This window comes from Centipeda periodontii DSM 2778 (assembly GCF_000213975.1).
GTDB classification, from domain to species: Bacteria; Bacillota; Negativicutes; order Selenomonadales; family Selenomonadaceae; genus Centipeda; species Centipeda periodontii.
On sequence record NZ_GL892076.1, the window covers coordinates 2,554,988 to 2,568,377 of the forward strand.

Genomic DNA, 13,390 nt, shown 5'->3' on the forward strand with positions numbered 1-13,390 from the left:
TCCTTTCATGCATCGAGTGGTAAAAACGCTTCCAAAAAGCGTTGCATCGCCTCCTTTGATCCTACACTAATTCGCAAGAACTTGCGCAAAAGACCATTTCCATAGGTTTTGACAAGGATCTTATGCCTGTCTTCCAAAGCTTTGGCAAGATCGTGCGTATCCTTGCGCGGTTCTACAAAGATATAATTCCCCTTGCAATCCCGCACGAAATATCCCTGCTTTTTGAGTTCTTCCATAGCAAACGCCTTGCCTTCTTTTTCCTGCCGTATAAGCTCTACTTCCACCTCTGGATGATCGAGAAGCCGTTCTCCAAAAAGAAGTGCGATCGAGTTGACATCAAACGTCAGCTTTGCGTTTTTCGTGTAGTGTATAATCTCTTTTGAACCGATAATCACGCCCAATCTGCAAGCGGCAATGGAAAAGAGCTTGGAGAAGGTTCGTAAAATAGCAAGATTATCATATTTTTGCAAAAGATCGAGGAACGTCCCCTCGTAAAAATAATGATATGCCTCGTCGATGATAACGAGCGCACCCACCGCCTTTGCTTTTTGGATCACGGATTCCGCTTCTTCTCGTGTATAGGTATTGCCAACCGGATTGTTGGGATTTAAAAGAACAACAATCCGCGTATTTTCACTGATTGCATGAAGAATATTTTCCACTTTCATCGTCAGGTCGTTTTCATAAGCAACGGGAACGTGACGATAACCCAAGATCTTACAGTTGACCCAGTACATCTCAAAAGACGGTGCAACCGTTACCACCTCTTTGCCTCGCTCGCCAAACGTCTCTAACAGATACCGTATCGCCATATCCGATCCATTGGTCGCCAGAATCTGATCCTCTTTCACCCCAACGTAGGAAGCATACTTTTTCGTAAATGCACTAGGCTCCGGATACACAGATAAAAATTCCGGCGTAATTTCTTTTTTCACCATTTCCACAAAAGACGCCGGCAATCCTTCCGGATTCTCATTCATATCGTAACGAAGATATGCTCGTCTTCCCTCTTGTGGAAATACACGCTCCGTGTCCTTGATAAATTCATTTACATACATCGTTTTCACCTTTATATCTTCCCACGGGACTATTCGTCCCGCTGCCATATCGTGCCATCCGAAAATTCAATATAGACAAAATCCGCATTGCCATAGCGCTTCTCTTCCGGTGGCAAGACCCAATAATCATAATACTTTGTCTTTAAAATTCCATCCGCACCAACAGGAATCGGAAGCATGTGCCCCTCAAAGCTTACCTCTCGCACATCCTTATACCACTCCCTACGATAGGCATACCCGTGCTTTGATGTGCTCGCTGTATTGAAGATTCCTATCCATTCCGTTTCCTTTCCTCGATACCAGCCCGACACCCAGTGATGGAGCGCCAATGCCGCATTACGAGGAAGCAGATGCAACAGGAAGAATCCCGCTTTTTCAAAAGGATTTTGAAGTATATGCCACCCAATTGGTGCCCATAGAATTTTCCTCGCCACTGCCGTAAGAAAATACATGATGCTTTGCACCGGACGTGTAGAGGGCATCACATCCATAGCGAATACATCCATAAAGATGCCGTCACGCTTCAACATACCTTTTTGATTGGGACGAACCCCACGTGTCCCTGCCTTCCGAAACTTCCCATACGGCCAGTTATAGTCCGGATCAGTGGTACTATCTTGGAAATAGTATCTCCCATGTTCGTCCCACTCTTTTTTCGCCACCTCACGAAAACGTTCATATTCAGGACGGAAGATTTCAATATCCACATCGTCATCCCAGGGGATAAACCCTTGATGACGCACAGCCCCCAACAGCGTCCCATCGGAAAGATAATAGCGAATATTGTACTTCTTACAAATGCGATCAAATTCCAACAGAATATCCAGGAGTTCCTGCTGTAACTTTTTCAACATTTCCGGAGGTATCCCCTTTTTCCTCATAGGGCCTTTCTCCCCTCTTCTCAAATCGATATGTCTCATAAAAGCAACAATTTATGTCGACGTAACCCATGCGGGAAGAGGCACTTCCTGCATGATTTTATTCTCCACAAAACAAATTTTTTCCTCCGGTATTCCCTTCTGAATCATATCAAAGGCGATCTCTCTGCACAAGGATTCATTCAAAAGCGCAAGGACAAGCACATCAAACTCAGCCTTGTAAAGGTCAGACAAGGGATTAAGTGTAAGCTGCTGCAGTGCTTCTGACTGCCATGCCCGATCCGTCCACCCTGCGAGGGACAAATCTGCATGTCTCATAATCGCTCGATGCACCATACGTCCAAAAAGACCAGCGCCATAAAGGAAAACACGACAGCCCTTCGACACCTTTGAAAACGGAAACAATATGCCATAGGAGGAAAAGGCTTCATACTCCTGCTCCAAGAGAAGCATCTTCATATACGCATCTAGGCACTTCTTCCTCTCTACGGATCCATCCACCACTGTTTCTAAAAGCTGATAGATGGATCGATACATTCCTTTTGGAAAGCCTCTCTGCTGCCTTGCCGCAGAACCATCACGGTGAATATAATGATACCATGCTCCCGGAATCGACAAGAGGCCGTTGCACGAAGCGCAGACCAAAAGCACCGCAACGACATCCTCTCCGTACACCATAGAAAGCGGAAGCTTCCTATGTACTGCTTGGATAAGCTTCGTACGAATCAGCTTTGTACACAGACTGCCGATGATCGGTTCCCGAAACGTCGTATAGGAAAAAAACCAATCCTCCGGATGCTCCTGTAAATAAGCGGGGGCGTAATACCCTGCCTCTACTCCATTAAAAATTGCGTTTGAAGCATCTCCCTGCTCCTTCCAAAAGCCACACGCCACCACATCCGCTTGATACACGCGATTTGCCGCAACCATTTCCATAATGGCATCTGCCTCAATCCAGTCGTCCGCATCGACAAACGTCGTATATTCCCCCTTGGCGATACGCAGTCCCGCTTCACGTGCGCTGACAACGCCGCCATTTTCCTTGTCGATGATACGAACGCGCGAATCCTGTGCTTCATATCGGAGAAGCACGGCAAGACTGTTGTCTGTCGAACCGTCGTTGATACAGATGACATCAAGTTCCCGATACGTCTGTCCCAGCACACTGTCCAAGCACTTTTCTATATATTGTTCCACATTGTACACAGGGATGATGATGGAAACAAGCACTGCGGTATCCTCCAGAAAATCAGATATCTAACCTTGCAATCTTCTATCCGTCGATTTCAAACAGTATATGTGCCAATGAGGAAATCGGATACCCAACATACCTCCGTATATCCTCCCATATCTCCGCATACAACCCGTGCACGGTCACAACAATCAGATCCACGGACGGAAGCTGCTCAGAAAGCTGGTACGTGGGGCAATCCACATCGCGAGCGGAAACGGAGCGGTCGATGATGTAGTCGACCGTCACAGCAGAACCCTGCAGTTCCTTTTTCAAACGTATGCCCAAGTCGCCATAGCCGTAAATGGCAATGTTCCTTACGTTCTGTGCTATGAGGTAATCTGCCACACGCTTGCCGGCGTCTCGGATCTCCAGCCAGCGACAGAGCGTACGCGCTTCTTCCGTGCTCCTTACAGCCTCATAGGAAACGGTTGAGAGGCGCGGATCTTCCTCCGCAGCATCGGATGCTTCTCCTTCGAACATTTCTTCCTCACGCATGACTTGGCGTATCGCCTCAAGGTACGCATACGCATATTCTTCATCCGGTTCCAGGATCATTCCTTCGCCCCACTCATTCCAAGCGTTGTAAAAGAGGAACGGATGCCCTTGATTGGCTGCCATGCGGACCGTCTTTCGCATCTGCTCTTGAAAATCGTTTGGCGAGAGCTTTGGCACAACGACCCCGGCCTCCCCTCTGCGCGGCGTATCATCATATCCATTCATGACAGAGGCATAGATATGCTTCCCGTTTCTATCTTTGGGTGCCTCCAATCGGAAAAACGCATCCCAGTATACCGCCGCATCATGATAGCGTATCCCCCCTGCCAGAAGCTTTGACGGAAGATATTGCCAAAGCGGCGCAGGGTCAGCCATGTAATAGGCATCGCAAGCACTCTTTAAGCCTGCAAACGGAACTGCGCTATCATGTACCCCTGTAATCAGGTAAATCTCCTTATCACCATGATCCCGCAAATATGCATTCCAGCAGCAAATCATATCCGAGAGGCAATAGACGGTCTCCGGATGATAAATCATGAACACGGGGCGTCCATCCATGCGAATATATCGGGCGTCCTGAAAAAACGGAAAGAGATACCGAATATGCTCTTGCCATGCAGATTCGTTTCCGTACTTTTGCTCCATGAGCATCCCTGAATCGTCATCTTGCTCATCCGTCTCATATTGATCTGCCCAAGGAGATGCGTGTGCAATAGCACTCCACGTACGCGCCCATGATTCATTTGCCCAGTTGAAGCAAAACGGCATATCAATCTCTTTCCACCGCAGCAGATTTTCTGCCGGCTTTTCCAAGACCTGCCGTCCGTCCTTGAACCAGTAATGATAAAAGGAAAACCCGTCGATGCCGTACTTCTTTGCCAAATCCGCCTGCCACTGCATCGTTTCTTTTTCGAGCAAATTGTAATACCGTTTGCCGAGCGGCACGATCGGCTGCTTATGCCCTTCAAAAAGAGACTTAGCCCCACGAGCAGCCGTCCATTCCGTAAACCCCTTCCCCCACCACCTGTCATTTTCAGGAGTGGCATGGAACTGCGGCAAATAAAATGCGATTAAGGACGGCTTCTTCATAACCATTGCTCCTATCGATTACCGTTTCACCAATATACAGCTTCCATGAATAAAGCTGATCAAATCCACTTCAGCAGCCAGCTCTTCAATGTCATTACAAAGCTTCTTTAGCTGTGGAGAAAGGTCTGTCTCTCGCAAATGCTCCCGACTTGTGACAACCTCTGCAACAACCTTCAACACATCGTACGCAGACACGGCGGCATCATCGCATCCCATCCCCGCATACGCAGAAAAGCTTGTTTCAATATCCTCCACAATATACACCCCACCTGCAGTAAGCGCAGGAAACAGACGAAAGAGTGCCAGTATCTGATGACTCCAGTAATGCGACGCATCATCCACGATAATCGTCGGGTGCAATTCCGCAATCTCCTGCAATGTCGTATCCAGTGATAAATCTCGAATCCATACCGTACGATTCTCGCCTTGATATTGTTTGCAAGCGGGGTCGATGTCTATACCATAAACCTCAGCTTGAGGAAAATACTTCCCCCACATGGACAGACTGCTACCTTTTAGAACACCCATCTCCACCAAAATCATCTTGCGTTCACGGAATGTCTGGAGGAAAAACTCATATTTTCGCAGATAATCGTGATGCACTTCCGCTTTATCCGTCTTCGTTTCCGCACCAATTTTTTCCAACTCATCAAACGACGCGAAATATTTTCCGGATTTCAACGTCATTCCAGTGGTTCCGTCAAGATAGTCTGCGGCGTTTGGTACACTTCGCGTCGTGCCGGCACAAAAGACATCCTGCCCCATCCCCATTTTTTCCAAAACAGGCAGCACTTCACGACAATAAGAGTCTTTCATGGCAAGCAGTACGCCATCTCCCTCTTCGAATGACATCTTTGCAATCGGCATAATAGAAAACCCATGGAATTTGCTTTCCTGTGCAACTGTTGCGACCACACCGGACAGTGTAATTCCCTCATGCTCCAAGTACGCATACACACGCTCTGCCCATTCTCCCGCACCATAAAGAAAGATTCGCTTATGTGCGTGACAAAAATCGAGTAATTCCTGCCGAACGGGATATATGATTTCAAAAATCTCTTTGCTGCTTTTCACTTTGCTTGAACTCCTTCTTCTCTATCATGCGAGAACACGGCAGAGGACGTCAAAAGAATATCATTATAGAAACGGCTTCCTTCAAAGATGCGATTTTTAGCATCTTGGCTTAATCTTTCATGTTGAAAAAAGAGAACTGCTCCTATATTTACATTAAAGCCCTGCTCCGGAACATAGTATTTTCCGATAAACTCAGAAAAATAATCCATTACCCCTTGTTGTGCTTTTTTTAGCCATATTTTTTCACTATCTTCTTTTTCAAGCGCAGTGAACACAACCTCGCCATTCCCCCCATAGCCGGAAACACTTGCGTCATAAGAGGTACAAATGGTTTCCATAATCTTATTATTATCAGGGGTAAGCAATGCTGTTAATTGATTTTTAGGGAAAAGATACATTGCAGAAATACGAAGCGGTTCTCTGATCTTTCCTATCTCACCTATGTAGTATATCATATTTAACCCCTCTATATTCCACGCAAAGATATTTTGCAAAAAATACTGGCTTGTTCCTGATGAGAGAATATCAACAAGTGCGTATTTCCCATTCTGCTTAATATCTTCCCGCTTTAGGTAGAGAGCAAAATTTTGATATTGTTCCTCGGATTCCTGTAAAGAGCGATTGCTGTCTATGCACCCATCCTCAAAGAAGATAGCTCCTTCCGGCATCTGTTTTGCTATCTTTTTGATATCCTGCTTGCAAAGTCCCGCTCGTATTGCCGCCCTTCGAGAGGTATAGAAATAGCACCCCGGAGGTAAGTCCTCCGTCCTATCGGTATTGTTGCAGAACCACTGATACAGCTTCATAGGAAGGTATCCATCCCTTGCAACAAAAAGCAACTTCTCATAATCTTTATTGCGTACTTTTTGCACCAGCCAAAGGATATAGCACGTCAACAGCGGTCCCGCAAACGAAAATGCAAAGTCATATATCCCCCATTCCTCTTCCGCTTCCTCCATTGCGTTTGCAAACGGATTTTGAAAACATCTTGATAGATATGTCCCAAGAAGTGTTCTGTCATTGACCGTCAAGAACATCTCAAGCCCTATAGAAGGGTCTCTCATCCTCCATATCTCAAGTGCTGACGGCACCCAGAACGTATCGATACCATAAAGATGTGCAGTCAAACAGTCAACTTGTTTATTATCGCCAACATGTAGAATCTTTCCGCTCGACGCAATGTTTTGTAAGACTCCGAATAGATTTTGACTCTTTGTCGTTCCTTCATATCCCGATATAATAATTTTTTCATAGCCTTCGATCCCATGATGGCATAGCAGTGCTCTTAGAAATTCTTCCGGCAAATACATATCTGTCGTCAAATATACAAGTTTCTTTTTCTGAATCGCATATCGAAATGCACGTACCACCGCGCTGCGCGCAACAATGACATCCCGCTCTGCTTCCAGCTCGGTATTCAACAAATACGCTCGTGTCTCATCGGTAAATCCATATGTTTTCTGCAGCTTGTCATAGATCGCATCCAGCGTGTGACAGCCCTCATCCAGCACGGAAAGCTCTGCCATGACACGATTTGCCTTAAACTCCTCCACGCTGATGCCACTCCGCCCCCCTCGTGACGCCACAAGTTCGAATACATCTTCCGGATATAACGTTTTCCGCATGATAAGCGTATCAAAGATGTCAAAGCTGATCACATCATGTGCGTCAATTGCTGCGATAATATCATTAAAGGTTGCCGAGGCCTTGTCATTGTATTCAACACCAAATGTAGTTTGCCTCAGATTTCTTCCCATGACATCAAAAACATCTACATTATTTTGTGCGCAAAGCCTCTCAATCCGTCGAAAAATAATCTCTTCAACGGTCTGAGGCGCCGCAATGATGACAAGCTCCACGCCGATGGATGAGATATCCTTGATATCCCGAATCGGATATCCGCAAAATTCTCCATTCTTCCGCACGCGATCAAAGACCGCTGCAAGAGAGTTTCCACTGTAATTCTGAAAAAAATCTTTTGCGTAGGTCCCCGTGCCGTAGACTGCTATGCATGTATAATGATCCCAAAAGGCATCCATATCGGCACGTCCCTTTCCATCTTCTGATCAACAGGTCATCCATGGATTTTCCCGTAAAAAATCGCGCCCCACTCTGGCATCATACCAAAGCACACGCGGGCGGGTCTTCAGATACGGCTCCAATATTGCCCAGAATTTGCTCTGAAGCATCTCGTCCTCCTCCGTATAGGAGAGTTTTCCGTCAAGACGCTCCAGCATTTCCTGCGTGACGGCTCGAATTTCCTCCGGCGTATTGGGAATAGGAACAATACCACACTTATCGTATTCCTCCATAACACGCACATTTCCGCTATAAGCATAGGGCTGATCGGATAGATCCTCAATTTCAAGAATTTCACTGAGGTTCAGCAATCGGTTCTTTTCTTTTGACCAGAATTTATGATAAATCGCCAAATCTCTTTCCCGAACAAAGGGAAAACTGCCATCTGCATAGCCGGTAATATTCGGCAAATTAATCATCACCATAGGTTTCGACCAGAATACCTGAAAGAATATTACACCGCTGTGGTCACCGAGGAAGAATTTACAATGCTTCGCCAGATAAAAATCCATAAAGTCACTATGAAAATCCTTCGCATAATCGACAATAGCATCTACCTGCAAGGTAGATGCGGGAAAAGAACCGACACGGACAGAGGCAATGCCCCTGTCTTTTAGGAACTCTGCTGCAGAGAGAAACGTGCGAATATCCGAATTCCGATAAAGATCCATAATCCTGAGAGGTTCGTCCATCGGCGCACACCAAGTCTTTTTATAATACCCGTCATCGCGCGCATAAATTGCGATAAAATCACCATGTACACCCATTTTTTCTAATGCTGCACGACCGCTTTTTTCATCCTTATCAAGGCGGATAAGACCATCTTCCGTATTGCGAAACTCCCCTTGATGCATCCGCTCAATGGATTTCTCCATAACATCCGTAACATAGCCATAGTCCGTATGGACTGCGAGCTTTTCCGGATGGTGTAAAAAAATGTACTTCCAAAATTTCAGATTATCTTCCCGCACACAACAGAAGTTTTTATCATCAAAGACGTTATAAAAGTATGCGTTCGGCTGTAAAAAATAGTTTTTCCTCGGATCTTCTTTAGTAGCAATAACATATAAGGTATACGCATGCTCCGCCATATCATATTTTTTTTGACAAAACAGCTCCAAGAGTGCTCCACCGATACTGTAGCCGAACCCTCTTTTGACTTCGATATGCTGATGTCCACCCAAAATCGCATGAAATTTTGCTTCATAACAGGAGGTTTCCGACTCAGAAAACCTTTCTTCTCTACGATTGCAAACCACAGCACACCAAGTCTGAAGTACAACAAAAAGCGGATCACCAATGCAATATAAGTCGGTTGAATGTATGCCTTTTGCCAAAAGGGAATCGCAAACCTTCCTCTGCCATTTTTCGGAAAGAGCTACGAATATTCCATCTCCATCAGAAAACTCTACCTCCGATAGATGACAGACAGCCACACCATCAATAGACGGCTTCCCTATGTATTCCCCGTCAGAAACAATATAGCCTGCGATGGATTGTTTTTCTTCTCCAAGGTACCATGCCAGCCACTGTGCATATTCACCGGCTCCATAGATAAAGATCCGATCATGCTGCATACAAAACGCCGCGATAGACTTCAACCGTTCCAAATAATCCATCCCCCTTCCCGAACAATCGTATCCTACGAGCAAGGTATCTCAAAGAAGCTCTTCCTCATCCCTCTTTCTCCATACATTCCATCATACGACTTTTTGCTCTCTCTTGATAAATTCTTCGAATACCCAGTCTACCGAATGAAAGGACAGCTCCGGAATCGCTTTTTGCAGTTTCGCGATCGACATGCGCGTGTCGAGCGGTCTGCCTTCCTTGAAGTTGAAGTATTCCACAGGTACTGCTTCGACCGTTGCCTCTGAGCCGAGTGCCTTCAGGAACCGACGAACAAAGTCCGCGCGCTCCATATACTCGGGATTTGCACAGTGATAGATGCCGGAGAGATGACGTCGCAGCCCTTCCAACGCCCATTTTGCGGTATCCCCGATATACGTTGGCGAGATGATCTGTCCCTTGATGGAACGGAAATGACGCTCCGTCTTCTGCCGTTCATATACCTCGGAGAGAATCTGGATGCCGACAGGGTGAACATCTATGTTCTGACTGAGGCGATAGATGAGCATCTCCGGCATATTTTCCCTGATGTAGCACTCGATTTCCGCCTTGTGTCTGCCATAGGCGAAGACGGGGCACGATAAGGCTTCCTCCGTATAGGGGGCGAGCCCGTCTCTTCCGCTGAAGATGTGCTCCGTCGAAAACCACAGCGTATGGATGCCAAGCGCATGAAAACGATCCAGCATGCGCTGTGTGCCCCAAAGATTGATGCGTTCCGCCAGCGGGAGGTTCGTCACCGTCCGTTCATTGCCGCAGTAGAATGCGGTAACGACAGCCTGTACCTCTTCCCCGCGCCTCAGCGCATCCATCAGTCCACTGACGGCAATGACATCGGTGATATCATCTTCTGCCAGATCAAAGGGAAACCATGCGGGATTCTGCGGTCTGGTCGCCGTGCCAATGACGTGAATCCCCTGCTCCTCTGCCTGACGATAGATCTCTCCACCGATAAAACTCGATGCGCCGACGACCAGTAAATGCTTCATTCCTACTGCTCCATCATGTTCCATATCCGGCGCATCACATCTTCCTTGCTGATATGATTGAGCGCCCGTATTTCATCCCGATTGCCGCACCCCGTCGCGCAGCCGTGCAGTCCCAAGCGGCAAAACCGCGTTGCTATCCCCGCTTCCGCCAAGACTTCGGCAACCGCACTCCCAAGTCCGCCTTCGACGGCATGTTCTTCCATCGTCAATACCCCTTTTGTCTCTTTGGCAGCAGATTTGATGAGTTTTGCATCGATCGGCTTCAGCGTGGGCATATTGAGGACACGAACCGACAGCCCTCTTTGCTTTGCTTCCTCTGCCGCCTGTATTGCCGCATCGAGAATCGCGCCCATCGTGATCAGCGTAACATCATGCCCCGCACGAATCTCCTGTCCCTTGCCCACTGCAAACATATAGTTCTCCGGCAGGTACTCCGGCTCTCCCGATGCTTCCAGTCGGATGTATACGGGGCCGTCGTGCTCATAGGCGAACCGTGTCGCCTCACGCGCCTCGATGGGGGTCGCGGGTGTGATGACGACGAGATTGGGCAGACAGCGCAAAAGAGCGACCTCTTCCGTTCCCTGATGCGTCGCCCCCCAGCCGCCACGAGAAAGTCCTGAGAAAATGCCGAGGAACTTCACGTTGTAATTCGGAATTGCCACATCATTGCGGATGAATTCGAATGCACGCATGGCAATGAAATTCGTTGTACCAAACAGAAAGGGAATCATGCCGCCGGCAGCAAGCCCCGCGGCAGAAGAAACCATATTTGCCTCCGCAATGCCATAATCCATGTATTGCGCAGGAAACTCAGCCCGGATTCGCTCATAAACACCATTTCTGCCGTCTGCGGTGAGCGCCATGACGCGCGCGTCGTTCTTGACAAATTCATAGACAAGATTCGTACTCGCCTCTCTCATATCCGCTCCAGCTCCTCTACACGTATGCCCAGTTCCTCACAGGCACGTGTCCACTCCTCGCCCCTTGGCGCGCGGCTGTGCCAGTCCTCCTTCGCCTCGGCAAAGGAAATCCCCTTTCCCTTTGTCGTATGCGCAATGATAAGCGACGGCCTTCCCGCATACTCTTTTGCAGCAGAAAAGGATCGCAAAAGCGCAGGGAAATCATGACCTTCACACTCCTCTACATGCCATCCGAACGCCTCCCAGCGTTCTCTTATGGGCGTATCCTGTGTGATGTTTTCTACCCGGTCACTCGCCTGCAGACCGTTGCGATCCAATATGACGCAGAGGTTATCCAGCCCATGCGCTCCGGCAAACATGGCAGCCTCCCATACAGAGCCCTCCTGCGACTCCCCATCGCCGAGCAGGACATAGGTGCGCGCTGCATTCTCCTTGCGTTTTGCTGCCAGTGCCGTTCCTGTGGCAAAACATATACCGTGTCCCAAAGAGCCCGTCGGCAAAGGAACGCCATTCACGCCGGAGCTTGCGAGTCCAACCAGCTTTGACCCTGCCTGATAAAACCCATTGAGATCTTCATGGGGGAAATAGCCTGTCCGCGAAAGACAGGAATACCACGTCGCACACCCATGCCCCTTACTCATAATGACCCAGTCATGATCATGTTCAAAGCGCCGTTCCATACGCATGACGCCGCCGAAATAAAGCGCCGTGAAAATCTCGACACAGGACAGCGCCGGCGTCATATGACCCCAGCCGGCACGATAGTACATCTTTAGAATGTCAATCCGTATCTCATGCGCGATACGCTCCAGTTCCTTTACAGATGCCATGATGCCCCCCTCGTCAAATAAAGTTCACATGCCGCATATCGACATCGAAATACGACCGAATTGCCTCGTTGCGGTCCTGATATACACAGCTGTTCCTGCAATCCACCTGTGGTCGCAGTGCAACCAATCGTGCCGCAGTCTCCTTGGAAAACCACATCGTACGGAAGCTCTGCTCCTTCAGACTGCCGACAACGGCGTTCGAATCATACGCTCTTGTGTGGCAGAGATATACTCTTTGATCCGCAGCGATGACAGTCACCAGACGGCAGGTGTAGCAAACGGGGAATGATTGCCCCTCATTGTTCTTTTTGCTCCAATCCTGTTCATAATTGTTGATGATCCGAAATCCCTCGTCTTCAAAATCGGTCTTCGCACGGTGAATCTGTGCAATCACATCGTCCTTGATCGCAATATGATCCTCCCCCTCGACTCCGATGACCGCCGCAAACTTGATATTGTCTGCGCCAAGCTCTTTCAAAAGTTTTGCAGCATCGTACACCTGTGTAGCGTTCGTCTTGCTGATGACAAAATTCACGCCCAATACGCAATCCGCATCCTTCATACGCGCAAAGTCCCGAATGTTCTCGATGACGCGCCGGAACATGGCGGGGTTGACGCCGCGCAGCTTGCAGTAGGTCTCCTCATACGGCGAATCGAAAGAGATACGTACCCACTTCGCATGAGAAAACACTTTTGCGGTATCGCCCCGCAAAAGGCTGCCATTCGATATCAGGGACAAATCCATGCCTTGATCCAGAATCATCTGCGCCGCTTCTGCAATATACGGATAGAAAAGCGGTTCTCCGCCGCCTGAGAACGTAACTGCGCGTACACCCATCTGCCCCATATCCTGTATAATTTCCTGCATCTTCTCCCAAGGAATGACATCCAGATGGTTGATGTCGTCGCGATTTTCCGTCTTCTCTTCTGTATCACCGGAACCATACGTACAATAGGCGCAGTGCTGATTACAGATATTGGTTGGCTTTAATCGTATATAAAAAGGGGCAATGTGCTCGCCCCGACCAATCGCCTCCAACTCCTTCATGTGGTGAAAAATCTTCAGCGAACTGTACGGATTACTCCCCAATGTCGATTCCCTCCATGGATATTCTATGTGT

11 protein-coding genes are annotated in these 13,390 nt (G+C 48.0%); all 11 read right to left on the bottom strand.

Features of this window, described 5'->3' with window-relative positions; all coding sequences use genetic code 11:
* Window positions 1-5: 5 nt before the first annotated feature.
* The 11 genes from HMPREF9081_RS11775 to HMPREF9081_RS11825 all read right to left on the bottom strand — a co-directional run bounded on the left by HMPREF9081_RS11775 (window position 6) and on the right by HMPREF9081_RS11825 (window position 13,359).
* The gene (locus HMPREF9081_RS11775; protein WP_006307629.1) at window positions 6-1,106 is read right to left on the bottom strand and encodes a pyridoxal phosphate-dependent aminotransferase; all 1,101 of its coding nucleotides are present in this window, start codon (window positions 1,104-1,106) and stop codon (window positions 6-8) included.
* Entirely contained in the window at window positions 1,088-1,939 is an 852-nt protein-coding gene (locus HMPREF9081_RS11780; protein WP_040395202.1) for a LicD family protein, read from the bottom strand. The genes HMPREF9081_RS11775 and HMPREF9081_RS11780 overlap by 19 nt, the downstream gene beginning before the upstream one ends.
* Before the next feature lie 51 nt (window positions 1,940-1,990).
* Window positions 1,991-3,166, bottom strand: a complete 1,176-nt coding sequence (locus HMPREF9081_RS12825; RefSeq protein ID WP_006307631.1) for a glycosyltransferase family 2 protein — start codon at window positions 3,164-3,166, stop codon at window positions 1,991-1,993.
* Between the two features lie 43 nt (window positions 3,167-3,209).
* Window positions 3,210-4,754 carry a glycosyltransferase WbsX family protein gene (locus tag HMPREF9081_RS11790; RefSeq protein WP_006307632.1) on the bottom strand — a complete coding sequence of 515 codons (1,545 nt, stop codon included), beginning with the start codon at window positions 4,752-4,754 and terminating at the stop codon, window positions 3,210-3,212.
* An 18-nt stretch (window positions 4,755-4,772) separates the two neighbouring features.
* Window positions 4,773-5,828, bottom strand: a complete 1,056-nt coding sequence (locus tag HMPREF9081_RS12830; protein ID WP_006307633.1) for a class I SAM-dependent methyltransferase — start codon at window positions 5,826-5,828, stop codon at window positions 4,773-4,775.
* The gene (locus HMPREF9081_RS11800; protein WP_006307634.1) at window positions 5,825-7,867 is read right to left on the bottom strand and encodes a hypothetical protein; all 2,043 of its coding nucleotides are present in this window, start codon (window positions 7,865-7,867) and stop codon (window positions 5,825-5,827) included. Before HMPREF9081_RS11800 ends, HMPREF9081_RS12830 begins: the two co-directional genes overlap by 4 nt.
* 27 nt (window positions 7,868-7,894) lie before the next feature.
* Complete coding sequence (locus HMPREF9081_RS11805; RefSeq protein ID WP_167535622.1) at window positions 7,895-9,517, bottom strand: TIGR04372 family glycosyltransferase; 1,623 nt, start codon at window positions 9,515-9,517, stop codon at window positions 7,895-7,897.
* 90 nt (window positions 9,518-9,607) lie between these two features.
* Window positions 9,608-10,519, bottom strand: coding sequence for a sugar nucleotide-binding protein (locus tag HMPREF9081_RS11810; RefSeq protein WP_006307636.1), 912 nt, complete (start codon window positions 10,517-10,519; stop codon window positions 9,608-9,610).
* 2 nt (window positions 10,520-10,521) lie between these two features.
* Window positions 10,522-11,439 carry a transketolase family protein gene (locus HMPREF9081_RS11815; protein WP_006307637.1) on the bottom strand — a complete coding sequence of 306 codons (918 nt, stop codon included), beginning with the start codon at window positions 11,437-11,439 and terminating at the stop codon, window positions 10,522-10,524.
* Complete coding sequence (locus HMPREF9081_RS11820; RefSeq protein WP_006307638.1) at window positions 11,436-12,269, bottom strand: transketolase; 834 nt, start codon at window positions 12,267-12,269, stop codon at window positions 11,436-11,438. The genes HMPREF9081_RS11815 and HMPREF9081_RS11820 overlap by 4 nt, the downstream gene beginning before the upstream one ends.
* Before the next feature lie 13 nt (window positions 12,270-12,282).
* The gene (locus HMPREF9081_RS11825) at window positions 12,283-13,359 is read right to left on the bottom strand and encodes a radical SAM/SPASM domain-containing protein (RefSeq protein WP_006307639.1); all 1,077 of its coding nucleotides are present in this window, start codon (window positions 13,357-13,359) and stop codon (window positions 12,283-12,285) included.
* Window positions 13,360-13,390 lie beyond the last annotated feature (31 nt).